General features: G+C 65.1%; 22 protein-coding genes. 12 read left to right on the top strand and 10 right to left on the bottom strand.

The features are described 5' to 3' along the window. Positions 1-85 precede the first annotated feature (85 nt). A complete protein-coding gene (locus GGD65_RS18900) occupies positions 86-1063 on the top strand; it encodes a tripartite tricarboxylate transporter substrate binding protein (RefSeq protein WP_092254855.1) in 978 nt (325 codons plus the stop codon). Between the two features lie 168 nt (positions 1064-1231). Here the strand turns inward: GGD65_RS18900 and GGD65_RS18895 are convergent, their stop codons facing one another. Further along, positions 1232-2917, bottom strand: coding sequence for a methyl-accepting chemotaxis protein (locus tag GGD65_RS18895; RefSeq protein WP_183236230.1), 1686 nt, complete (start codon positions 2915-2917; stop codon positions 1232-1234). A gap of 258 nt (positions 2918-3175) precedes the next feature. Here GGD65_RS18895 and GGD65_RS18890 point away from each other — a divergent pair, with 258 nt between their 5' ends. The 5 genes from GGD65_RS18890 (at position 3176) to GGD65_RS18870 (ending at position 9083) form a co-directional block, all read left to right on the top strand. Beyond that, positions 3176-4219: a C-terminal binding protein gene (locus GGD65_RS18890; RefSeq protein ID WP_183236229.1), complete on the top strand. Its 1044-nt coding sequence runs from the start codon at positions 3176-3178 to the stop codon at positions 4217-4219. Positions 4220-4303: 84 nt separating this feature from the next. Then, positions 4304-5650 carry an ABC transporter substrate-binding protein gene (locus GGD65_RS18885; RefSeq protein ID WP_183236228.1) on the top strand — a complete coding sequence of 449 codons (1347 nt, stop codon included), beginning with the start codon at positions 4304-4306 and terminating at the stop codon, positions 5648-5650. Between the two features lie 140 nt (positions 5651-5790). After that, a complete protein-coding gene (locus tag GGD65_RS18880) occupies positions 5791-6747 on the top strand; it encodes a carbohydrate ABC transporter permease (protein WP_018317857.1) in 957 nt (318 codons plus the stop codon). Beyond that, positions 6740-7642 (top strand): carbohydrate ABC transporter permease, encoded by a 903-nt coding sequence (locus GGD65_RS18875; protein ID WP_018317856.1) that lies wholly within the window; start codon positions 6740-6742, stop codon positions 7640-7642. Before GGD65_RS18880 ends, GGD65_RS18875 begins: the two co-directional genes overlap by 8 nt. 85 nt (positions 7643-7727) lie before the next feature. Next, the gene (locus GGD65_RS18870; protein WP_183236227.1) at positions 7728-9083 is read left to right on the top strand and encodes an esterase-like activity of phytase family protein; all 1356 of its coding nucleotides are present in this window, start codon (positions 7728-7730) and stop codon (positions 9081-9083) included. Between the two features lie 52 nt (positions 9084-9135). On the opposite strand, the gene GGD65_RS18865 is transcribed toward GGD65_RS18870, so the two are convergent. The 6 genes from GGD65_RS18865 to GGD65_RS18840 form a co-directional block, all read right to left on the bottom strand. Next, entirely contained in the window at positions 9136-9963 is an 828-nt protein-coding gene (locus tag GGD65_RS18865) for an energy transducer TonB (RefSeq protein ID WP_183236226.1), read from the bottom strand. Then, complete coding sequence (exbD, locus tag GGD65_RS18860) at positions 9963-10409, bottom strand: TonB system transport protein ExbD (protein WP_018317853.1); 447 nt, start codon at positions 10407-10409, stop codon at positions 9963-9965. The genes GGD65_RS18865 and exbD overlap by 1 nt, the downstream gene beginning before the upstream one ends. 4 nt (positions 10410-10413) lie before the next feature. Then, positions 10414-11190 (bottom strand): tonB-system energizer ExbB, encoded by a 777-nt coding sequence (gene exbB / locus GGD65_RS18855; RefSeq protein ID WP_183236225.1) that lies wholly within the window; start codon positions 11188-11190, stop codon positions 10414-10416. Between the two features lie 26 nt (positions 11191-11216). Continuing rightward, entirely contained in the window at positions 11217-11732 is a 516-nt protein-coding gene (gene hutX, locus GGD65_RS18850) for a heme utilization cystosolic carrier protein HutX (RefSeq protein ID WP_183236224.1), read from the bottom strand. A gap of 24 nt (positions 11733-11756) precedes the next feature. Continuing rightward, positions 11757-12089, bottom strand: coding sequence for an antibiotic biosynthesis monooxygenase (locus tag GGD65_RS18845; protein ID WP_183236223.1), 333 nt, complete (start codon positions 12087-12089; stop codon positions 11757-11759). 94 nt (positions 12090-12183) lie between these two features. Beyond that, complete coding sequence (locus GGD65_RS18840) at positions 12184-14535, bottom strand: TonB-dependent hemoglobin/transferrin/lactoferrin family receptor (RefSeq protein WP_183236222.1); 2352 nt, start codon at positions 14533-14535, stop codon at positions 12184-12186. A 264-nt stretch (positions 14536-14799) separates the two neighbouring features. On the opposite strand from GGD65_RS18840, the gene GGD65_RS40200 reads away from it, so the two are divergent. Genes GGD65_RS40200 through GGD65_RS18820 form a run of 4 tightly spaced genes read left to right on the top strand, consistent with a single transcriptional unit; the run spans position 14800 to position 17854 of the window. Further along, positions 14800-15006, top strand: coding sequence for a hemin uptake protein HemP (locus tag GGD65_RS40200; RefSeq protein ID WP_246783363.1), 207 nt, complete (start codon positions 14800-14802; stop codon positions 15004-15006). A gap of 6 nt (positions 15007-15012) precedes the next feature. Further along, on the top strand, positions 15013-15966 hold the full coding sequence (locus GGD65_RS18830) for a hemin ABC transporter substrate-binding protein (RefSeq protein ID WP_183236220.1): 954 nt from the start codon (positions 15013-15015) through the stop codon (positions 15964-15966). Next, positions 15963-17054: an iron ABC transporter permease gene (locus GGD65_RS18825; RefSeq protein WP_183236219.1), complete on the top strand. Its 1092-nt coding sequence runs from the start codon at positions 15963-15965 to the stop codon at positions 17052-17054. Before GGD65_RS18830 ends, GGD65_RS18825 begins: the two co-directional genes overlap by 4 nt. Further along, a complete protein-coding gene (locus GGD65_RS18820; protein WP_183236218.1) occupies positions 17051-17854 on the top strand; it encodes a heme ABC transporter ATP-binding protein in 804 nt (267 codons plus the stop codon). Before GGD65_RS18825 ends, GGD65_RS18820 begins: the two co-directional genes overlap by 4 nt. 59 nt (positions 17855-17913) lie before the next feature. Here the strand turns inward: GGD65_RS18820 and GGD65_RS18815 are convergent, their stop codons facing one another. Both GGD65_RS18815 and GGD65_RS18810 read right to left on the bottom strand, forming a co-directional pair. Further along, entirely contained in the window at positions 17914-19590 is a 1677-nt protein-coding gene (locus GGD65_RS18815) for a mucoidy inhibitor MuiA family protein (RefSeq protein WP_183236217.1), read from the bottom strand. A 180-nt stretch (positions 19591-19770) separates the two neighbouring features. Further along, the gene (locus GGD65_RS18810) at positions 19771-20376 is read right to left on the bottom strand and encodes a response regulator transcription factor (protein ID WP_183236216.1); all 606 of its coding nucleotides are present in this window, start codon (positions 20374-20376) and stop codon (positions 19771-19773) included. Positions 20377-20582: 206 nt separating this feature from the next. Here GGD65_RS18810 and GGD65_RS18805 point away from each other — a divergent pair, with 206 nt between their 5' ends. After that, positions 20583-21620, top strand: a complete 1038-nt coding sequence (locus GGD65_RS18805; RefSeq protein ID WP_183236215.1) for an AraC family transcriptional regulator — start codon at positions 20583-20585, stop codon at positions 21618-21620. 2 nt (positions 21621-21622) lie between these two features. Here the strand turns inward: GGD65_RS18805 and GGD65_RS18800 are convergent, their stop codons facing one another. Then, positions 21623-22834, bottom strand: a complete 1212-nt coding sequence (locus GGD65_RS18800; RefSeq protein WP_183236214.1) for an NnrS family protein — start codon at positions 22832-22834, stop codon at positions 21623-21625. A gap of 130 nt (positions 22835-22964) precedes the next feature. On the opposite strand from GGD65_RS18800, the gene GGD65_RS18795 reads away from it, so the two are divergent. After that, positions 22965-23675 (top strand): Crp/Fnr family transcriptional regulator, encoded by a 711-nt coding sequence (locus tag GGD65_RS18795; protein ID WP_018317840.1) that lies wholly within the window; start codon positions 22965-22967, stop codon positions 23673-23675. Positions 23676-23799: the final 124 nt, after the last annotated feature.

The following is a 23799-nucleotide window of genomic DNA, read 5'->3' as shown; positions in this document are numbered from 1 at the left end:
GAGACAAGGCGACAAACTCGCGCCTTCCGATTTCGATGAGGAGGCGCTAGGTTCCCCGCCAACCAAAAAGAGGGAACGTTCAAACATGCTTTCAGGGCTGATTCGAAACCTGCGTGCCGCCGGAGCGGCCGCATTGTGCCTCGCCGCCGCATCCACGGCCCAGGCCGACAATTATCCGAGCCGCAACATCACGCTGGTTTTGCCGTTCGCGGCCGGCAGCGGCACTGACACGACGACACGGCTGATCTCGCAGCATCTGTCGCAGGCGCTCGGCGTCGGCATCGTGATCGAGAACAAGGCGGGCGCCAACGGCATGCTCGCCGCGAGCTATGTCGCGAAGGCCGCCCCCGACGGCTACACGCTGCTGGTGACGACCAACACCACGCATTCCGCCAATCCCTATTTGCTCAAGAACCTCACTTACGATCCGGTCAAGGACTTCACGCCGATCGCGCGCACCGGCGACCTGCCCTTCATGCTGGTCGTCAATCCGGAAGTGCCGGCCAAGACCGTCGGCGAGCTGGTCGCCTACGGCAAGGCCAATCCGGGCAAGCTGAGCTACGCCTCGGGATCGTCCTCCGCGATCGTCTCGGGTGCGACCTTTGCGCACAATGCCGGGCTCGACTTGCTGCACGTGCCCTACAAGAGCTCGCCGCCGGCGCTCAACGACGTCATGGGCGGCCGTGTCTCGATGATGTTCGTCGACATCCTGACCGGCCTGCCCCACGTCAACGGCAACGCGCTGCGCGCGCTCGCCGTCACCACCAAGGACCGCTCGCCGCTGGTGCCGAACCTGCCCTCGATGCAGGAGGCCGGCGTGCCTGATTTCGACATCTCGTCCTGGCAGGGCTATTTCGGCCCCGCCGGCATGCCGAAGGAGATCGTGACCCGACTCAACGCCGAGATCCGGAAGATCGTCGAGAAGCCGGAGATCAAGGCCCAGCTCGCCACGCTCGGCATGGACGCGTTCTCGGGCACGCCGGAGCAGCTCGGCACGTTCGTGAACGAACAGCTCGTGCTGTGGGAGAAGCTGATCACGAACGCGAAGATCGAGAAGCAGTAGGACGGTCTCGTGTCCCGGACGCGGCGGAACGTCGTGACGCTGTGCCCGGGGCACTGCTCTTGTAGGGTGGGCAAAGGCGCACTTGCGCCGTGCCCACCATCGGTCCGAAATAGCGACAAGTCGTGGGCACGCTTCGCTTTGCCCACCCTACGAATTCAGTGCAAGAATCTACGCCGCGCGCACCTTGGCGAGGAAGCCGTCGACGGCGCTGCGCAGCGCGCCGGACTGGTTGTCCAGCTCGCGGGCGTTGGAGAGCACGTCGGTGGCCGCGGTGCCGGTCGCTTCCGCAGCGGAGGTGACGCTGCCGATATGGGCGTTGATCTCGCTGGAGCCGGCCGCGACGGATTGGATGTTGCGGGCGATCTCGCGGGTCGCCTCGCCCTGCTGCTCGATCGAGGCGGAAATGCCGGCGGTGATCTCGCTCATCTCGGCGATGGTCTGGGTGATGCCGGAGATGGCCGTGACCGCGTCGCTGGTCGAGGTCTGCATCGCCGCGACCTGCGCGGAGATCTCCTCGGTCGCCTTGGCGGTCTGGTTGGCGAGCGCCTTGACCTCGGAGGCGACGACCGCGAAACCGCGGCCGGATTCACCGGCGCGTGCCGCCTCGATGGTGGCGTTGAGCGCGAGCAGATTGGTCTGCGCGGCGATCGAATGGATCAGCTTGACGACTTCGCCGATCTTCTCGGCGCCGGTCGAAAGCACCTGCACGGTGGCGTTGGTACGCTCGGCGTCGCTGACGGCGCGGCTGGCGACTTCGGTCGAGCGGGTCACCTGGCGGGAGATTTCCGCAACCGAGCTCGACAGCTCTTCGGCGGCCGCCGCGACCGTGCCGACATTGCCGGAGGCCTTTTGCGAGGCCGCGCCGACCGTCGCCGCGCGCGAGGAGGCGTCGCTGGCGGTCGCGGTCATCGACTGCGCCGTCGTCTGCATGCCGGCCGCGGCCGAGGAGACCGAGCGGACGATGCCGTTGACGCTGCGTTCGAAGTCGCTGGCGATGCCCTCCATCGCGCTGCGACGTTCGGCCGCGACGCGCTCCTTGGCATCTGCTTCGGTCCTTTCGAGGTCGCGGATGCGGACCGCGTTGTCCTTGAAGATCTGGACGGTGGAAGCCATCGCGCCGACCTCGTCGCCGCGGCCAACGCCGGGTATGTCGCCCTCGAGCTTGCCGTCGGCGAGATCCTTCATGCGGGCGCCGAGCAGCGCCAGCGGGCGGCTGATGCTGCGGCCGATCAGCCAGGCGACGCTGCCGGCGACAACGAAAATGCCGAGCATGGCAAAGCAGAGCAGCCAATAGACCGGGCCCATCTTGGCGTCGATGTCGTCGAGATAAGCGCCGGTGCCGAGATACATGTCGAAGCCGGGCACCGCCACCGCGTAGCCGATCTTGCGGATTGGCGTCGGCTGACCGGGCTTCATATATTCATAATGCAGCAGGATCGAACCGTTGGCCTTGACGCCGTCCATCAGCTCGACGGACAGCTTGCGGCCGTTGGTCACGACATCCATGCGATTGGTGCCGATCTGCTTGGGATCCGGCGCGAGCTGCGTGATGCCTTCGTACGACGTACCGAACAGATAGCCCGCGCCGTTGTCGTAGGTCATCGAATTGCCGTAGCGTCGAAGCTCGGCCATGGCCGCGTCCTTCGTCAGCTCGCCGGCGTCGACGCGCTTCTTCAGAGCGCCCGCATAGTTGCGTGCCAGCTCGACGATCGCTTTGGCCTGATCGATGCGCGCATTCACCATCTCGCGCTTCATCAGATAGCCGGCGAGGACGCCGGAGATGCACAGGCCGAACAAGGTGACGCCGACAAGGATGCCGAGCTTCGGGGCGATCTTCAGATTGCTCAACTTCACGATTAGCTCCGGCAATAATGGGATATGGGCGCGCGACAGATCGATCGAAATCGAAACAACTTTTAGGGAGAGAGCCTTAGCAAGTTACTTACGTGCCTCCGTAGAAGCCCGGACGCAGCCGCAAAAAGCGGCAATTTATCCCCACACCGGCAACCGACGATTGTACGCGGTCGCCCCGATTTCGCGTAAAAGACGCAAAGGCCCGCCCGCGGAGGCGGGTCACAACAAGAACCGACAAACCAAATCGGGAGCGAGAAAATGCCGAAATACAGGGTGGTGACGCCGAAGGGCGCGAGCTTCACGGTCGCGGGCAGCGACTATTCCTTTGAGCGCGAGGCGCTCGATCCGATCGACGCCGAGATCATCGAGGCCCCCGCCGACGAGGCCGGGTTCATCGCCGCAGCAAAAACCGCGGACGCCATCTATGCCAAGGGCATCCCGATCACCAAGACCATCATCGACAGCTTGCAGACCTGCATGGTCATCACGCTCGGCTCGGTCGGCGTCGACAGCGTCGACGTCAAGGCGGCCACCGCGCGCGGCATTCCCGTCACCAACATTCCGGACACCTTCATCGAAGAGGTCGCCGATCACGCCATGATGCTGCTGCTCGCCGGCTTCCGCCGCCTGGTCGAGCAGGACCGCATGGTGCGTGACGGCCGCTGGGCGGAGGGCCGGCCAGCGCTGCTCAAGGTCCCGAGGCTGATGGGCCAGACGCTCGGCTTCGTCTCGTTCGGCCGCGTCGCGCGTGCAGTTGCGAAACGCGCGGCGCCGTTCGGCCTGCGCATGATGGCCTACGATCCCTTCATCCAGGAAACGCTGATGTACGACCACGGCGTGATCCCGGCGACGCTGAACGAGGTGCTGTCGCAATCCGACTTCGTCTCGATGCATGCTCCGGCAAGGCCCGAGGTGCATCACATGCTGACCGAGAAGCACTTTCGGCAGATGAAGAAGGGTTCGATCTTCATCAACACCGGGCGCGGCGCCACCGTGGACGAGGAGAGCCTGATCAAGGCGCTGCAGGAGGGCTGGATCGCGCACGCCGCGCTCGACGTGCTGGAGAAGGAACCGCCCTCGCACAACAATCCCCTGCTCGGCATGGAGAACGTGACGCTGACCGCCCACGTGGCGTCGGCCTCGGCACGGTTTGACGAGGCACGCAAGCGCCGCGTGGGCTACGAATTGTCACTGGTGCTTCAGGGCATGTGGCCGGTAAGCTGCGTCAATCCGTCGGTGCTGCAAGACACCACGCTCCGCCGCTGGCAACCCGTCAGCATGGATCGCGGGCCGAACAGCTAGGCGGCCGGCGCCCGAGGCGCCAACGACCGAACGGCCCTTCACCGGCGATCAACGCCGGGAAGGGAACATCATAGGGAGGTACTGATGAGGAACGACATCACACGTCGTGATGCCTTGGCGCTGGGCCTATCCGCTGCAACGCTCGCGGCCACCGGTGCTGCAGCGCAAACAACATCATCGACAATCAAGGCCGCCGACGTGGCGGCACCCAAGCTCGAGATCGAGAAGGGCGCATCGCTGCGCATGCTGCGCCCGGTGCGCTTCGTCCAGGCCGACGAGGACGTGTTCCGTGCCAATGCAGCAAAGTTCACCAAGGAGACCGGCGTCGAGGTCAAGGTCGACTTCGTCGGCTGGGAGGACATCAACCAGCAGACCGCGGTGACCTCGAACTCCGGCGCCGGCCCCGACATTATCATCGGCTTCTCCGACGCCCCCCACATCTACGTCGACAAGCTGATCGAGCTGACCGACGTCGCCGATTATGTCGGCAAGCGCTATGGCGGCTGGCTGCCGCTTGCGCAGCGCTACGGCAAGAAGAACAAGAGCGACACCTGGATCGGCCTGCCGTTCGGTGCCACCGCGGGGCCCCTGATCTACCGCAAGTCGATCCTGCAATCGGTCGGCTTCGACAAGGTGCCGGAAGACCATGCCGGAATCCTCGACCTGTGCCAGAAGCTGCACAAGGCCGGCAAGCCGGCCGGTTTCGCGCTCGGCAACGCCAAGGGCGACGGCAACGGCTTCGCCAATTGGGCGCTGTGGTCGCACAATGCTTCCCTGCTCGACGAGGAAGGTAATGTCGTCATCAACAGCAAGGAGACCATCGCGGCGCTGAACTGGGTCAAGCAGGTCTACCCGACCTTCATCGCCGGCACGCCGTCGTGGAACGACGTCAGCAACAACCGCGCCTATTCCTCGCAGGAGATCTCCCTGACCGCCAACGGCGTCTCGCTGTACTTCTCGCTCAAGAACGACCCGGCGACCAAGGCGATCGCCGAGGACAGCGAGCATCAGCTGCTGCCCAAGGGCCTGGCCAAGGTCTCTCCGATGGCGGGCCTGACCCTCAATGCCATGGTGTTCAAGCACAGCCCGTACCCCAACGCCGCAAAGGCCTTCCTGCAATACATGCTGGAAAAGGACCAGTACGAGCCCTGGCTCAACGCCAATTCCGGCTACTGGTCGCAGCCGCTCGCCGCCTATGCCGAGGCCGCGGTGTGGTCGCAGGATCCCAAGGTGAAGCTGTTCAAGGACACGATGAACAGCACTTACTATGACGGCTACAAGGGCCCGATCTCGACGGCGACCGGAGCCGTCAGCGCCGACTACGTGCTCATTCAGATGTGCGCGTCCGTTGCGACCGGTGCGGCCACGCCAGAGGCCGCCGCCGCGGAAGCCGAGCAGCGCTGCAAGCGGTACTTCCGGCGGCAGCGGTAACGCGCGACGATAGAACCGTCGTCATTGCGAGGAGCATTTGCGACGAAGCAATCCAGACTGCAGCCACGGCGACAGACTGGATTGCTTCGCTTCGCTCGCAATGACGGTGTGGTGACGTTCAACGATAGGACAACACATTAATGTCCGTGACGACACTCTCCTCTCCCGTACTTGCCCAGCGGCAACCGAACTGGCTGGTGCGGCTGTTCGACTACAAGCCGTTCCTGATCGTGATGTGCCTGGCGCCCGCGATCGGGCTGCTCTCGGTGTTCCTGACCTACCCGCTCGGCCTCGGCATCTGGCTCGCCTTCACCGACACCACGATCGGACGTCGCGGCGTCTTCGTGGGCCTGGAGAATTTCCAGTATCTGCTCACCGATCCCTTGTGGTGGAACGCAGTGTTCTACAGCGTGGTCTATACGGGCATCGCCACCTTCGGGAAGTTCGCGCTCGGCTTCTGGCTCGCGCTGCTGCTCAACAACCATTTTCCATTCAAGAGCATCCTGCGTGCGATCATCCTCTTGCCCTGGATCGTGCCGACCGTGCTCTCGGCGCTGGCGTTCTGGTGGATCTACGATCCGCAATTCTCGATCATCTCCTATTTGCTGGTCGACGTGCTGCACTGGCGGTCGGGCAATGTCGACTTCCTCGGCTCGCCCTGGCCAGCGCGCTTCTCGCTGATCGCCGCCAACATCTGGCGCGGCATTCCCTTCGTCGCGATCTCGTTGCTGGCCGGTCTGCAGACCATCTCACCCTCGCTCTATGAGGCCGCGATGCTCGACGGCGCCAGCGCCTGGCAGCGTTTCCGCTACATCACCTTCCCGATGATGATGCCGATCCTCGCCATCGTCATGACGTTCTCGATCATCTTCACCTTCACCGACTTCCAGCTGGTCTACGCCATCACCCGCGGCGGACCCGTCAACTCGACCCATCTGCTGGCGACGCTGGCGTTTCAGCGCGGCATCGCCGGCGGCGAGCTCGGCGAAGGTGCGGCGATCGCGGTGTCGATGATCCCGTTCCTGATATTCGCGACGCTGTTCTCCTATTTCGGCCTGGCGCGCCGCAAATGGCAGCAGGGAGAGGCCAATGACTGACACCGTCGCGCAAAGCTCCGCCGTCGCCGACGCGAAAGCGGCACCCGACACCATGGCCTGGGATTCCGGGCTGCGGCGGCTGATGATGATCTATCTGCCGCTCGGCTGCTTCGTGCTGATCCTGCTGTTCCCATTTTACTGGATGGCGATCACCTCGTTCAAGCCGAACGCGGAGCTGATGAACTACAAGGATCACAATCCGTTCTGGATCTCCTCGCCGACGCTTGCCCACATCAAGCATCTGCTGTTCGACACTGCCTATCCGCGCTGGCTCAAGACGACGATGCTGGTGGCGATCGGCTCGACCACGCTGTCCCTGATCGCGAGCACGCTTGCCGCCTATGCAATCGAGCGCTTGCGCTTCCGCGGCAGTCCTTATGTGGGCCTTGGCATTTATCTCGCCTATCTCGTGCCGCCGTCGATCCTGTTCATTCCGCTCGCCACCGTCGTGGTGCAGTTCGGCCTATTCGACTCACCGCTGGCGCTGATCCTGGTCTATCCGACCTTCCTGGTGCCGTTCTGCACCTGGCTGCTGATCGGCTACTTCAAGTCGATCCCCTATGAGCTCGAGGAATGCGCGCTGGTGGACGGCGCAACACGCCTCCAGATCCTGCGGCGGATCACGCTGCCGCTGGCGGTGCCCGGGCTGATCTCGGCCGGCATCTTCTCCTTCACGCTGTCCTGGAACGAGTTCATCTACGCGCTCGCCTTCATCCAGAGCGGCGCCAACAAGACCGTGCCGGTTGCGATCCTGACCGAACTCGTCACCGGCGACGTCTATCAGTGGGGTGCGCTGATGGCTGGCTCGCTGCTGGGATCGCTGCCGGTCGCGATCTTCTACTCGCTGTTCGTGGACTACTACGTGTCCTCGCTGACCGGCGCGGTAAAGGAGTAGACCGCGGCTGCGGCGTTTGGCCCGGTTTCACAAAACTGCAACACGCTGACAGCATAAGGCGAGCGTCCGCCAACAGGAGACGCACATGCGCGCGACTTTTCTCAGCACCGTCGCAACGATCATTCTCGCCGCGAGCCCAGCGCTCGCGCAGAGCGAAGGTGAATTCCCCGCCAAGCTCGCCGGCCACGTGGTGATGCCGGCCACCACCTTCATCGACGCCCCCGCCGACGCCCCCGCCGATCTCAAGACTTCGGGCAAATACACCACCGGCAAGCGGGTCGACGCGCTCGGCACCGTGATGGGCAAGTCCTATGAGCGCGCGACCGGCGTGTCGCTGCCGTTCAAGGGCCAGCCGCTGCAGGGCCATTCCGGCATCAAGACCATGCCCGATGGCAGCTTCTGGGTCATCACCGACAACGGCATGGGCGCGCGCGCCAACTCGCCGGATTCGATGCTGTATTTGAACCGCTACAAGATGGATTGGGCGAGCGGCAAGATCGATCGTCAGGAGACGATCTTCCTGCACGACCCCGACAAAAAGGTCCCGTTCCGCATCGTGCACGAGGACACCGAGAGGCGCTATCTCACCGGCTCCGACTTCGACACCGAAGGCTTCCAGATCATCGGCGACACCTTCTGGATCGGCGACGAGTTCGGCCCCTACATCCTGAAGGCCGACAAGTCAGGCAAGATCCTGGCCGTGTTCGACACGGTTGCCGACGGCAAGCCGGTGCGGTCGCCGGACAATTGGGCCGTGGCGACGCCGGGCGCGCCGGGCGCAACCTACACCAACGTCAACCTCCGCCGCTCCAAGGGCTATGAGGGCTTTGCGTCCTCCAAGGACGGCAAATTCCTCTACGGCCTGCTCGAGGGACCGCTGTGGGATGCCGAGAAAAAGGACTGGGAGAAGGTCGACGGCAAGGAAGCCTCCCGCATCCTCGAATTCGACGTCGCCGCGGAAAAATTCACCGGCCGCTACTGGCAGTATGTGTTCGAGCAGAACGGCAACGCCATCGGCGATTTCAACATGATCGATCAGGCCTCCGGCCTCATCATCGAGCGTGACAACGGCGAAGGCACCGCCGACAAGGCCTGCCCGCAAGGCACCCGCGGCGAGACCTGTTTTCCGGATCTTGCCAAGTTCAAGCGCATCTACAAGATCGAGCTCACCGAAGCCAATGTCGGCAAGCCCGTGCGCAAGATCGGCTATATCGACCTCATGAAGATCAGGGATCCCGACAAGAAGGCGAGGAAGCCGCTCAACGACGGCGTCTACACCTTCCCGTTCTTCACCATCGAGAACGTCGATCGCGTCGACGACACCCACATCATCGTCGGCAACGACAACAATCTGCCGTTCTCCTCCAGCCGCGATCCCAACAAGGCCGACGACGACGAGTTCATGCTGCTCGAAGTCGCGGACTTCCTGAAGGCGAAATAGGCTGACGCTATGCTCCTCTCCCGCTTCGCGCGGGGGAGGAGTTCGTCGCAAATCAATTACCAAACGCGACGCCCACGTTGATGGGAATCGTCGCATAAGTGATTTCGGACGGCACCGGTGGGAATGGCTGGGCCTGACGCACCATGGCCATGGCCTGGGCATCGAGCACCGCCACACCCGAAGAGCCCCCGAGGCGGCTGGACAGCACCTGACCGCCACGGCCGAGCGTGAAGCTCAGCTTGACCACGCCCCTCTGACCATTCGCACTCGTCGGATACTGGTGGAAGCGCATGAGGTGCGCGCGCACGCGCTGATAATAGGTTGCCATCGCCGAAGCAACTGAGCCGGCACTCACGGCGGATGCCAGCGGAGCCTGACGCTCGGCACGTGGCGGCGCGCTGGTGCGCGGCGCGGGCGGCGCATCCGACGGCTTCCGAGCGTCGGGACGTACCACCCGAGGCTTTGCCGGTGCCGGCTTCTCCACGGGCGCGACTTGCACTGGCTCGGGCTTCGGCGGAGCCGGCTCCAGCTTCTGCTCCGGCGGCGCAACCACGTTCGGCTTTTCCTGCGGCGGCGTCGGCGCGATCGTCTCTTCGACGGCCTGCTGCTGCATCGGCTCCGGCGGCGACGCATCCGCCTGCTCCATCACGGGGCCCGGCGCGATATCGAGCGGTGTCGACGGCGGCGCCGATGTCTCCGGCGTCATGTCGATGAGGATCGCCGGCATGTTGACACCTTGCTCGGGCTGCGACCTGATCCAATTCATCGCCAGCAGTGCGGCGGCGATGTGCAACGCCACGATCACCGCCGCCGATGCGCCCCAGCGCGCGGTCTCGCGCTCTCGAAGCGGCTCATGCAGGGCAAAGGCGTTCGCGGCCATCAGTTGCGTCCGTCGAGGCCGACGAGGGCGACCTTGAGGTAGCCGGCGTTACGCAGGGTGTTCATCACCTCCATCAGGTCGCCGTAGGAGACGGCCTTGTCGGCGCGCAGGTAAATGCGCTCGTCCTTACGGCCTTTAATGACGGCATCGAGGGCGGCGGCGAGACCGTCGCGGGCCATCGTGTCCTCGCCAACGGCAATTGTGAGATCCGGCTTCACCGTCACGAAGGTCGGCTTGTCCGGCCGCGGCGCCGGCTCGGCTGCGGTCGCGGGCAGCTCGACACCGATATCGACGGTGGCGAGTGGGGCTGCCACCATGAAGATGATCAGCAGCACCAGCATCACGTCGATGAACGGCGTGACGTTGATCTCGTTGACGACGTCGAGATCATCCGGGTCACCGCGCTTGAGCGGAGATCCCCCGCGCGCGCCGAGCTTCGCAGCCATGAGCTTACTCCGCCGCCCGCGCCAGGCGGAACTCCCTGTGGTCGCGCTGACGGCTGACCAGCAGCATCAGCTGCGCCGAGGCATCGCCGAGCAGCGCGCGGTAATTGGCGATACCGCGGACCAGATGATTGTAGATCACCACCGCCGGGATCGCCGCGACGAGGCCGAGCGCGGTGGCGAGCAGCGCCTCCGCGATGCCCGGCGCGACCACCGCGAGGCTGGTGGTGTGGCTCTCGGAGATGCCGATGAAGGCGTTCATGATACCCCAGACGGTACCGAACAGGCCGACGAAGGGCGCGGTGGCGCCGATGGTCGCGAGCACGCCGGTGCCGCGCGCGATCTGTCTGGACATTGCCGCCTCCACCCGCTCGAGCCGCAGCGCCACCCGCTCCTGGAGGCCGTCGTCGAGGATGCCGCCGGAGAGCTCGGCTTCCCTGGCGCAGGACTGGATCAGCTGGGCGACGGCGTCGCGCGCGTCACCGGCCCGTGACGATGCCTCGGCCAGCGTCATGTTGCCTTCGAGTGCGCGCGTCTGCCGCAAGGCGAGTGCACCCTTGCGACGCAGCTCGATGGTCTTGGCGAGCCACACCGTCCATGTCACCAGCGAGGCGACGGCGAGCCCGATCATCACCGTCTTCACGATGATGTCGGCGCTGACGAACATGCCCCAGGGCGACAGATTGCGCGGTAACAGGGCTTCGTCGATCGCGAAGGCCGGTGTCGGCGCCAGCGCCAGCGCGATTGCAACGACCATTTGCCGAAGCCTGGACTTGCCTTGCATCCTGATCTCCCGACAACAAAAGAAAGCTACGCAGCCGGCTGCGCCGCGATCCGGGCCGCGAGCTGCCGGAACCGCGCCAGCTGATCAGCCCGCAGCGCCCTTGTCTCGTCGCGACCGACGAAGACCTTGAACATGATGCCGCCGTCGGCGTTCACGAACGCGACGAAGGCCGACGACTTGCCCATGAACGGGCGCTCGACGAAGGCGACGCCCGCGCAGCGCTCGTGGCGAAGATGGCCGTGCAGACCCTTCGGCTGCATCAGGTTGAAGTAGCCGCGGCCGACCTCGCCCGCGGGAATGGCGCCCGTGAACTCGAATATCGCGTCATCGGTGTGCACGATCAGCGTGACCTCGCCCCACTCCGCGATGTCCTGCATGGCGGCGGCAAAATGCTCGCCGCCGCCAATATGCACCATGGAAGATGGCAACGCCTCGACCACGCTGCGCGGGGTGACCTTGCGCTGGCGCGCAACGTCCTCGATCACCGCGCCCGGATTGTCGGCCATATGGGCCCTGAGATCGGCAAGATCGGTGCTCAACATGTCCGGCTCCTCTGCTATTGCGATCTAGGCGGCCGCGGCCTTGCGCTCGCTCTGGATCACCTCAAAGCCTTCGAACTTGGGATGGCCGAGATACAGGCTCTCGCCGGTCGAGTTGTCGGCGCGGGCATGGGCACGACGAAACTGGTCCGAGCGCGTCCAGGTCTCGAACGCCGCCTTGTCGACCCAGGTGGTGTGCGACGAATAGAGGGTGTGGTCCTCGGCCTCAGGGCCCTTCAGCAGGTGAAACTCGACGAAGCCCGGCATGCTGCCAAGATAGGATTCACGGGTGGCCCAGACGGTTTCGAACGCGGTCTCCGCGCCCTTCTTCACCTGGAAACGATTCATGGCGATGAACATCAAAGTCTCTCCTTCTGATCAAAACGAAACACGCCGAAGCCGCGCTGGAGCATCAGCGCGGCCCGGCGGAGATGTGGTGCTGCGAAGCTGGCGGCTACGCACCTCCAAAGTGAATCTTCATGCCGGCCTTGTAGACCCTGCCCGGTCCCGGGGCTGACCAAAGCACGTCGTTCTGCGACGTGCCGTCGGTCGAGCTGCCGGGAATGGCGTAAGGCCGGTAGTACTGGTTCAAGAGATTGTCGATCGAAGCCGTGAACACGATGTCCCTGGTCGCATTGTAGGTCATGTACAAATTGACCAGCTCGTAGCCGGTCGCAGGCAGATAGCCGACGGGTACATCGTTGTTGGCACCAAACGAGGCCCATTGCGCCGACAGGATCAGGGTGCGATCGAGCAGGCGGACGCCACCGGTCGTGACGACCTTGCGCGGGGTGATGGTCGCGAGCCCGACATTGGTGACAGCGTTCTTGCCCTGGATGTAATGACCGGCGACACCGATGAACCAGCTGCCGGCATCGTACATCGTCTCCGCCTCGAAACCCTGGATGCGGGCATTGGCGATGTTCTGGTACTGGTAGTACTGGCTGAAAGAGCCGAACGGTGGCACCGCGACCCGCGCCGAGGCGACGAGGTCGATGTAATCGCTGACATCGTTGCGGAACAGATTGATCTTGCCGCGGAACGAGTCATTGGCGCTGAAGATGTTGTCATACTTCAGATTGAAGCCGACCTCCTTGTTCTTGCCGACCTCAGGACGGAGGTTCGGGTTGGGCAGGAAGCAGAACAGGCCAACAGTGCCGTCAGGACAGGGGAAGAAGGCCGGTCCGCCACCGGTTGCATGCGCGCCGGAGATCACCGTCTCGGTGATCGATGGGGCACGATACCCTTCGGCGTAGCTGACATAAGGCTGGAAGCCCGGCACCGGCGTCACGCCGAGGGTGATCTTGGGCGAGAAGCGGTCACCACTCGCATTGGTACCACCGGACTGCAGATTGTAACGGTCATAGCGGATCGCGCTCACCGCCTCGAACCAGGTGTTGTAGTTCTGTTTCAGTTGAATGAAGCCGCCCGACACGGTGCGGATACCGCCCGGCGTGGTGATGTTGGAATTGCCGCGGCTGTCGGTCGTGATGACGTCATCCTGGAATGCGTCGACGCCGTAGGTCACGGCATTACGCCAGTCGCCGACGTTGAAGCGCGTGGTGTTGTTGGCGTCGAAGCCAAACGTATCGAGGACGTAGCCGCGCTTGTCGCCGACACAGCCGGAGATGTTGTTGCCGACATTGCCGGCGCCGCAATAGGCCGCGCCGGATGTCGAGTAGTGATAGGTCTTGGTCTGGTCGTTGTCGGTGCGATTGCCGTAGACCGAAATGTGCGAGTCGAACAGATTGTCGCTCGGCAGCGAATAGTTCCAGGTCACCGTTCCGGTGTAGTTCTTGGTGTCGGACGCATAGACCGACGAGCCCTGATACAGCGCGCGCTGCGCCGCCGTCGCGACCGGGCCGCGGTTGAACTGGCCGACATCGTACTGGTAGTCCTGAAAGACGGCGCCGAACTTGACCTCGTGGCCGATCGCGGGCCGCACCGTGAGCTTCATCAGCCCGGCCTCGACCTGGTTGCCGGTGTTGCCGATCTCGGTGCCGTTGCCGTCCTTGTAATTGCCTTGGGTGCGATAGACCGCGCCGCCGAAGATATCGACGTCGGGCGTGGCGCGCACGCCGCCGAAGACCGAGCCGAGGCCGCGATTGTTGTTGGAGCCGTAGGAGCCGGAGAGATCGACGCCCCAGCGCTCGCCAGGACGTAGCACGTCGTCGATGTCCTTGGTGCGGAACGAGACCAGGCCGCCGATTGCGCCGGAGCCGTAGATGTTGGCGGTCGGACCGCGCACGACGTCGACACCGCCGATCAATTCGGGATCGAGGAAGAAGGAGCCGTTGGCGTTGTGGCCGGTGCGCTGGTAATTCTGCCGCGCGCCGTCGACGACCACGGCGACGCGGCCGAAATCCTGCAGGCCGCGGATGTTGATGACGGTCGCGGGATCGTCGCCGCGTTCCTGGAACGACACGCCGGGTACAGCATAGAAGATGCCCGACAGCCGGTTCGGCTGAAGACCCTGGATCTGGTCGAGCGAAATGGAGCTGACCGGCGCGAGCGCATCGATCGCGCGCTCCTTGGTTTTCGTTGCAGCGACCGTGATGGTGTCGAGCGTCTGAACCGGCGCGGTGCCGCCGGCCTGGGCTCGGGCGTTGAGGACCTCGGGCGCTGCCTGCTGCGCGACCAGCGGCTTGGTCGGCTTGCGCCTGGCCTGCCTCGGCCGTTCCGTCGACGCACTTTCGGCCTGCGGCGCGGCGGTCTGCGCAAGACCGCTCTCCGTCGTCATTGCCGCAAATGAAACCACCGACGCGCCCAAAATCAAGGCGCGCGAATACCTAGCCCCGTCAGCCATATCAGCCCCAGCCTGCACTTCACTCTATTTTTTCAGGTCGTTTGGCTGGCGTGCGTTCGCAACGCGAACGACTGGCTGGCTGATTTTCTCGAGACGCGGGCAAGTCACCCGGCCGCCATAATTGGTTACGTGGCAACACTCTGACGGTCAATGACATCAGCTTGCAGTTTATATCGATTGTAAATTGCGGCCGTTGGAATGCGCTTCGTGCCGCTTATACAAACAAGCAGCACTCCAGAGTTTCGAAAGCGCATCACACCCAACATGTCGGCAACATCAGGAGACAGCAGCGGCGACGCGGCGGGGTCGGCAGGAAGCCCTTCTGCGACAACGCGAACCCTCACCATGCATGGGAGCCGGATCGACAGTCGCGAGCTGTTTGCGTTCGAGCGCGAGATCATCATCGCGCACGGCGAGGACAGCTATCGGCTTCGCCTGACCTCGCAGAACAAGCTGATCCTGACGAAGTAACCTGTAATGACATTTTGTCGCACCCTCGCAAGCCTCCTGCTCTCCAGCACGATCGCGCTCGCCTCTGCCGCGCACGCCGCCGGCATCACCGTGCATGACGCGCGCAATCGCGACGTCGCCGTGACCGACTTCGCGCGCACGGTCTCGATCGGCGGCGCCATCACCGAGATCATCTATGCGCTCGGGCTCGAGAACCGGCTGGTCGGCGTCGACACCACCAGCCTTTATCCAGCGGCGGCGCTGCAAGACAAACCCAATGTCGGCTACATGCGCCAGATCTCCGCCGAAGGCGTGCTCGGCCTCAACCCGACGCTGATCCTGGCGATTCAGGGCTCGGGCCCGCACGCGACCATGGAGATCCTGGAAACGGCGAAAGTGCCGTTGGTGCTGGTGCCCGACACCTTCTCCGAGGACGGACTGATCGAGAAGATAAGACTGGTCGGCCACGCCATGGGTGTCGACGCACGCGCCGCGTGCCTGAGCGCCGCGGTCGGCGCCGATTTTGCCCAGCTGCGCGCCCTGCGCGCCAAGGTGACCAAGCCGGTGCGTGTGATATTCGTGATGTCGCTCCAGAACGGGCGCGCCATGGTCGCCGGCCACAAGACCGCGGCCAACGAGATCATCCAGCTCGCCGGCGCCGCGAATGCCGTCGACGATTTCGAGGGCTACAAGATCATCGGTGACGAGGCGATCGCGGCGGCAGGACCCGACGTGGTGCTGTCGATCGAGCGCGGCAAGGACTCGCTGCAGGCCGACGCGATCTATGCCCATCCCGGCTTCGCCCTGACGCCGGTCGTGGCCAACAAGGGCCTCATCACCATGGACGGGCTCTATTTGCTCGGCTTCGGGCCACGGACGGCGGCGGCGGCGCGCGACCTTTCGGTGAAACTCTATCCGGGATTGGCCGAACCGGGCGCTGCCTTCACCTCGGCGCTGTCGGCGGCGAATTGCCGGCAATGAGCGTGGCGATCGGCATGGAAGCGCGCGGCACGGAACGACGCGCCAACGCGCGGCGGCGGTCCGCATCGCTCGCAATCCCTCTCCTGATCGCGGTGCTCGCGGTCGCCGCGATCGTGGCGCTGAGCTTCGGCGCCGCCGGCATTCCCCTCTCCCGCCTGCCTGCTGCACTGGGGCTATCAGGCGAAAGCACGGCCATGACGGCCCGCGACCAGCTCGTGCTGTGGTCGATCCGCGTCCCCCGGCTCGCGGCGGCGGCGATGGTCGGCGGCCTGCTCGCGGCCGCCGGCGCGATCATGCAAGGACTGTTTCGCAATCCGCTCGCTGATCCCGCGCTGGTCGGTGTCTCCAGCGGCGGCGCGCTCGCAGCCGCAAGCGCGATCGTCTTCACCGATTCGCGCTTCGGCGAGACGCTGCGCTTCCTCCAGACCGAGCTCCTGCCGCTCGCGGCATTCGCGGGATCGCTGGCCACGACTGCGATCCTCTACGGCATATCGAGCCGCTCGGGGCGCACCTCGATCGCGGTCTTCCTGCTCGCCGGCGTCGCCATCACCGCCATCGCCAATGCCGGCATCGGGCTGCTGGTGTTCGTCGCCGACGACCGCCAGCTCCGCGACATCACGTTCTGGCTGCTGGGCTCGATGAGCGGGGCGACCTGGACCAAGGCCGCCATGCTGGCGCCCATCCTCATCATCGGGCTTGGCGCCTGTGCCTTCATCGCGCGCGGCCTCGATCTTCTGGTGCTCGGCGAGGCCGACGCCTTTCACGGCGGCGTCGACGTCGAGCGTCTCAAGCGAATCTCGATCGTCATGGTCTCCGCCATGACCGGCGTCGCGGTGTCGATCAGCGGCGTCATCGGCTTCGTCGGCATCGTCGTGCCGCATCTGCTCCGACTCGTCATTGGACCTGCGCATCGACTGCTGCTGCCGGCCTCGGTGCTATCAGGCGCGATCCTGATGGTCGGCGCCGACACGCTGGCGCGCACCATCGTGGCGCCGGCGGAGATGCCGATCGGCATCCTGACCGCAGCGGTCGGCGCGCCGGTCTTCCTCTTCATCCTGCTGCGGCAGCGCGGGCTGGCCTCGCTATGAGCGCCGTGATCGAGGCGCGCGGCTTGAGCAAGCGCGCCGGCCGCGCGACGCTGCTCGATGGCGTCGACCTGACGGTTGCGGCCGGCGAGATGGTCGCGATCATCGGCCCGAACGGCGCCGGCAAGTCGACGCTGCTGCGGTTGCTCTCCGGCGATCTCCGCCCGAACGAGGGTGCGGTGCGCCTGAAACAGCGCGATATCAGCAGCTATCCGCCGTGCGAGCTCGCCGCACGGCGCGCAATGCTGTCCCAGCACATCAACGTCACCTTCCCCTTCACCGTCGAGGAGATCGTGCTGATGGGCGCGGGCGAGCGCAGCGCGCGTGAAGCAGGCGCGCTCGTCGACGCGGCCCTCGACGAGGTTGGGCTCGCCCATTTCCGCGAACGGCAACTGCCGACTCTATCAGGCGGCGAACAGCAGCGCGCCCATTTCGCCCGCGTGCTGGTGCAGCTCGCCTGCGGCGAAGCCGAGCACGGCCCGGGACTTCTGCTGCTGGACGAGCCGACCTCGAGCCTGGATCTGCGCCACCAGATCGACCTCGTCGAAGCCGCCCGCCGCCGTGCGGCCGGCGGCACGGCCGTGATCGCGATCCTGCACGACCTCAATCTCGCGATCCGCTTCGCCGACCGGCTGGTCGTGCTGGCCGGCGGCAAGCTCGCCGCAGATGGCTCGCGCGCCGATGTCGTCACTTGCGAAACCATCCGCGAGATCTTCGAGATCGATGCCGTTGTCCATCAAGGCGACGACGGCATGCCTTACGTGCTTCCGCAGTCGATGCGGGCGGCGGCGCCGCCACGATGAAGATGAGCTCCCTCCCCCGCAAGCGGGGGAGTGAGCGCACCTCGTTTGGGGCGAACAGCCTACCCCGCCGGGACGATCACCATGCTCTTGTCCTTCGGCCAGCGGATGCGCCAGGCGAAGTTGATATCCTTGACTTCGCCCGGCTTGGCGTCGAACGACCATTCCAGCACGCCGCGGCGGTCACGGATGTTGCTGGCGGTCGGCGGCGTGGTCGCGGGCAGCATTTCGACGACGATGTCCTCGCTCTCGCTGACCGGCAACTGATCCTCGATCGCAACCTTGATCGGGAAATCATGACCGTTGCGGATGGTGGTCTTGAACGTACGCTCGTCGGTCTTGGACGTCGTGACCAGGAGACCGGCCGAGCCCTCATTGCGCTTGAGCACCGCGCGCTCGATTCTCACCTTGTCGTCGGCGCCGAAGCCCAGCCGCACGATGTCGTCCTTGGCGGAAGCGGAGAGCTTGCCGCGACCGACAAAGACGCCGTCGCGGTAGATCGCGACCTTGCCCGACAGCAGCGTCGTGTCATCGGTCTGCTTGAAGCTGGCTTCGAGGAAGGCGGTCGGGTCCAGCACCGGTGCGGCGCGGACCGCGAGGTCGGCGGGCACCGTCATCGCTGCAATCCGCAGGCTCTTGGCGCCCTCGGCGGCGCCGAGGCTGACGCGGCCGGGAATTTTGAACGTCGCCTGGAAATCCCCGATCTCGGCAATTGCCTGCGGCTCGTCGGCACGTTCGCGCGGCTCGGCCGCTTCCGCAATCTTGGCCATCGCTGGCGATTGCATCTGTCGCAGAACCGGCGCGGGCCGCGCCAGATCGGAGACCGAACCTGCTGCCAGCGGCTTCGGCACCTGTGGATATTGCGCGACCAGCGAATGCAGCTCCGGCGCACTTCCGCCGCGGCTGATGCGGGTCGTGGAGACGCCGAGCGTCACGTTGGACCAATCCTCGCCGGTCGATTGCGTGATCTCGGCGCGGCGGATCAGCTCGAGCTGCGGCTTGCGATCCTTGGCGCCGGTGTCGAGCCGAGCGTCATAGAGCGGCATCCAGCGCGCATTGCGCACGGCGTAAGTCACGCGCAGCGTCGCCTTCGTCGCAGCAGTCGCGGCAACGTCCATGCGAACCTCGAGCTTGCTCGGCGGCTTGGCCTTGCGCTCGACCTCGAGTTGGGCGATCTGCCGGTCGATTTCCCGCGTCTTGCGCGTGGCATCGCGGATGACGGTGTCGGCGCTCGCAATTTCTTCGCCGACCGCAGCAAAGGCCGCGCGCCATTCGGCGATCGGCCGCGCCTCACCCTTGTCGCCGATCCCCGCGGGAGAGGTTTCCGCAAAGTGCTCCGCAAACTTGCGCCGCGCATTCGCCGAGTCGATCGCGCCCTGCAAATCGGCGCGCTGATCGTTCAAGGCCTCGATGCGCTTTTCCAGCTCGGGCAGATTGACCGGCGCGGCGCGAGGCGACCGCGCATCGATCGTGCCGATGGTGAGCTTTGCGCCGCCCTCACCCTCGACCCGGATGGAGGAGGCATCGAGACCAAGCGGGAAATCCTTGGCGACCAGCGTCGAATCCCCGGACGGCAAATCGACCGTGATGACGCGGGTGACGGTGGCGCCATCGGGGTAAACCGTGACCGTATCGATCGCCGATGTAGCGTCCAAATCGGCGGCCCATGATGGCGAGGCCGCCGCCATGGTGACCAGAACCAGGCTTGTCGTTGCCAAATATCTTGCGGTGATGCGCATGAAGTCCCTCCTGCCGTATCGCCGCGCCGCCAGCCGGACGCGCGCGATCAAATGCCTCGCCAACATGGTTGGACGCGGCAGGGAAGGAACTGGTTCGATTGGGGTTTCCGTGGGGCGCCGCGGCGGCGGCACCAAGGCTGCGGAACGTATCGCCCGCGGCAGGCCTCAGGCCTGGGTGGGCTACCCCTGGCCGAAGATGCGGCGGAGCAGATCGGTCACGTTCTTGGCCCCGGCCTTCTTCAGGACGCCGGCGCGATAGCCCTCGACGGTCCGTGCGCTCAGATGCATGCGCCGGGCGATCTCCTTGTTGGTCAGGCCGGCGGCGAGGTGCTCGAGCACGTCGCCCTCACGCTCGGTCAAGGGCTCGCAGCCGGGCAGCCAGCGCTGCCGGCTCGTGCCGGGCTGCGCGAACTCGTCGATGGCGGCATCGATCCGGCCGATGATATCGTGGGTGCGGAAAGGCTTTTCGATGAAGTCGGTCGCGCCGCTCTTGATGGCGTCGACCGCCATGGCGATGCTGCCATTCGCCGAGGTCACCAGCACAGGCGCCATGCAATTTTCCTCGCGCAGGCGCCTGAGCATGTCGAAGCCGGAGCGATCGGGTGGCAGCTCCATCAGCACGCAGGCCGGCATGCGTGCCTTTGCTTCGGACAGGAGTGAGGCACCGTCAGCGAAGCAGATCACGTCATAGGCGCTCTGTTGGAGCGCGGTCGAAAGTTGTTCGCGGGAGGCAGCGTCGGTGTCGATGACGAATACCTCGCCCTTGGAAAGCATGTTCCCCGGCATAATCCCGATCCAGCAATGTCTTGGTCAAATGGGTCCGAGACGGAAAGCGGGCCGCATCGCCCTGCCGCGTCGTCGTGAGCACAGCATTCACGCCAGTGCTTCGGTTTCCCCTATGTATGTTCCGGCCGGTTCCTGGATTTGACGGATCGAGACAGAAATTTTACATTTCGGGACATCTGCGGGAATGGCTGGCAGGAACGGTTCGCATGACCGACCTCGTTCGCAGCGCAGGCTTGAGCTATTACCCGGAGATCGCCCGGTCGGTCGGGCTCGATCCCAAACAGATGATGCGCAAGGCCAGGCTGCCGCTGGCCTGCCTCGACAAGCCCGATACGCCCATTGCCGTCGCCGGCCTGCGCCGTCTGCTCGAATTGTCGGCGGAGGCCTCCGGCGCCGAAGATTTCGGCTTGCGTCTCGCCGAGCGTGGCGGCCTGACCAATTTCGGTGCGGTCGGCCTGATCGTGCGCGAACAGGCGACTGTCGGCGAGGCGATCGACGCATTTTCGCGCTTCATCCACATCCATCATGACGGCATGCGGCTGGATGTTGCGCGCGACCGGCAGATCGTGACGGTCACGCTGCACCTGCGCGGCAGGCGGCCGAGCGCGCCGCGCCAGGCGATCGACATGGCGCTCGGCAGCATCCACCGCATCATCCAATCGCTGCATGGCCAAAACTGGCGGCCGCAGGAGGTCCAGCTGCATTACCCGCCGCCGCGCGATCGCAAGCGCTACCGCGAATTTTACGGCTGCCGCGTGACCTTCAACGCCGAGCACGATGCGATCCTGCTCTCGGCGCGCGACATGGAGCGCCGGATCCCGAGCGCGCATCCGCTGATCGCAAGCTATCTGCGCAAGCGGATCGAGGCGATCGAAACCCGGCCCGCAAGCTGGGAGGGGAAGGTCGACGAGGTCGTGCGGACCCTGCTCGCCAGCGGCGACTGCACGGTCGAGCGCGTGGCCGAGCATCTTGCCTGCACCCGCCGCACCATCCACCGCCACCTCGCTGCCTCTGGCACCAGCTTCTCGGCCATCCTGGATGCGCAACGTGCCGATCTCGTGATCCAGCTGATTGAGGACCCCGGCCGGCCGTTGGCTGACATCGCGATGCAGCTCGGCTTCTCCGCGCAGAGCGCCATGGCGCGCTGGTTCCGCGGCCGGTTCGGCTGCACCATAACCGACTGGCGCAAGGGCGTTCGGCCTCCGACGCCGCCGCCCGATGCGCCATCGGCAACCGCAGCTTGAGTTCAGCGCGCCGGAGCAGGCACGCCCATCGTGGCGAGGGCACGCCGCCGGCTGCCGGCGAGCAGCGGGCCGAACGCGACGGCAAATCCGAGGAACGCGACGAGCCAACCGCAGGCGGCGATGTGCAACAACACATCGCTATGTGCGGGCAACACCACGGCGGCGACCCGGGCCAGGGCCGCGATGATGATCGCAGCATAGATTGCCTGCGTCGCCGGCGAAGCGGTCAACGCCTGTCCCGTATGGCCGAGGCTCGCACGGGTCATCACCGCCAGTGTCATGGTTCCCGCCGCGCCCGCCATCCAGGCGTGGATGCCGGCGCTTGGCGGCAGCGCTCCGAAAACAGCGACGGCGTGTAGGATGAAGCCGAGAGGCACGAAGACGTAGCCAATATGCAGGATCACCAGCAGTCGCTCGCCAAACGTGCGATCACCGGCCCAGCGCGCAAGCCGCACCAGATGCAGCCCGCCGACCAGCGCCATCAGGACACCAGTGACGACATTCAGCGGCGCCACAATCCAGAAGACGAGCGCGAGCGCGCTGCATCCGATCACTGCGCCGTCGAAGCGTCCGAACGGCACCGGCAGGCGGCCGGGATTGAACTTGACCAGCCAGTTGCGGGTAAAACTCGGAATGATGCGGCCTCCGATCAGCGAGATCAGCAGCATGACCACACCGACGCCGACGCGGATGCTGACATCGGCCGCGCCCTGGTAGTGCGCCTCGAGATGAAAAGCGACGTTGCCGGCAAGCAGAACGGACACCAGCGCCACCACGGGCAGGTTGCGCCAGTTGCCGCCTGCGATGATCTCGCGCGCCGCGGCGGCGACGACCAGCGCCAGGAAGGCGGCATCGACGAGAAGCGCAAACGCCCAGCCGGTATCGGCCGACAACGTCACCGCGATACGCCCGGCAAGCCAGACCATCACTAACGCCCCCAGCGAGGTGCCCTGGATCGGCAGCCGCCCGGTCCAGTTCGGGATGGCCGTGAACAGGAACCCGGTGATGACAGCCGGCAGGAAGCCATAGAGCATCTCGTGGACGTGCCAGTCGCGCGGCGCGAATGCGGAACTCACCGACAATTCACCGTAGAACATCGGCAGCCAGGCCAAGATCGACAGCCCCGCCTGGATCGCGGCGAGCAGGAAAAAGGGCCGAAAACTGTTCGCAAACAGCGGCCAGCCCTCAAAGTTGCGGGATCGGGCGCCAGCCATGGGGTCAACTCCAATAAAATTCAGTCCGTTGTCTGGAAAAATACTGCCACTCAGCCGTCCCGTTTTGCGCTATCGCAAACTATCGGACGATTGCAGGTGCCATCACACTCCCTGATGCCAAGGAGGCAGAATGGCCAAGGTCGACACATCGCTGGTTGCGCATTTGCCGCTGTTTGCCGGGGTCACGCCGGAAGCTCTGGATGAGATCCTGCGTGAGGCCCGTTCGGCGCGCTATCCCAAGAACAGCGCCATTTTCGAGCAGGGGGCGGATGCGCAGTCCTTCTTCCTGCTGCTGCACGGCCATGTCCGCGCGGCCAAGACCACGCCGACCGGCGAGCAGATCGTGGTCCGCTACGTCGCGCCCGGCGAAACGTTCGGGCTCGCCATGGCGATCGGAGCCGTGCAATATCCCGCGACCGCGATCGCGGTCGATGACAGCGTGGTGCTGATATGGCCAACCTCGGCCTGGCCGCGGCTGGTCGAGCGATTTCCCTCGCTGGCCGCGAACACGCTCCAGACCGTCGGCGCGCGCCTCCAGGAGAGCCACACCCGCATCCTGGAAATGTCGACCCAGCAGGTCGAGCAGCGCGTCGCCCATGCGCTGCTGCGTCTCGCCAAACAGTCCGGCAAGAAGCTCGACCACGGCATCGAGATCGACTTCCCGATCAGCCGCCAGGACATCGCGCAGATGACCGGCACCACGCTGCACACCGTCAGCCGCATCCTGAGCGGCTGGGAGAGCCAAGGGCTCGTCGAGAGCGGCCGTCAGCGCATCATCCTGCGCGATCCGCACAGGATCGTCGTGTTGGCAGAGCGGAGCGCCGACAGCGGCGCGGCGTGACACAGCCGCACCGGGGCGTCTCCGCCCAAGATAGGGACCAGGATAGGGATCGAGATAGGGGTGAGGGGCGCTTCCGCTTACGGCGAAAGCCGTCCCTCACCCGGGAATCCGCGCGCGCCCGCGC

The organism is Bradyrhizobium sp. CIR18 (genome assembly GCF_014198295.1).
GTDB lineage: Bacteria > Pseudomonadota > Alphaproteobacteria > Rhizobiales > Xanthobacteraceae > Bradyrhizobium.
Note: the sequence above shows the minus strand (reverse complement) of the source record. Positions and strands in the feature narration are given on the sequence as shown.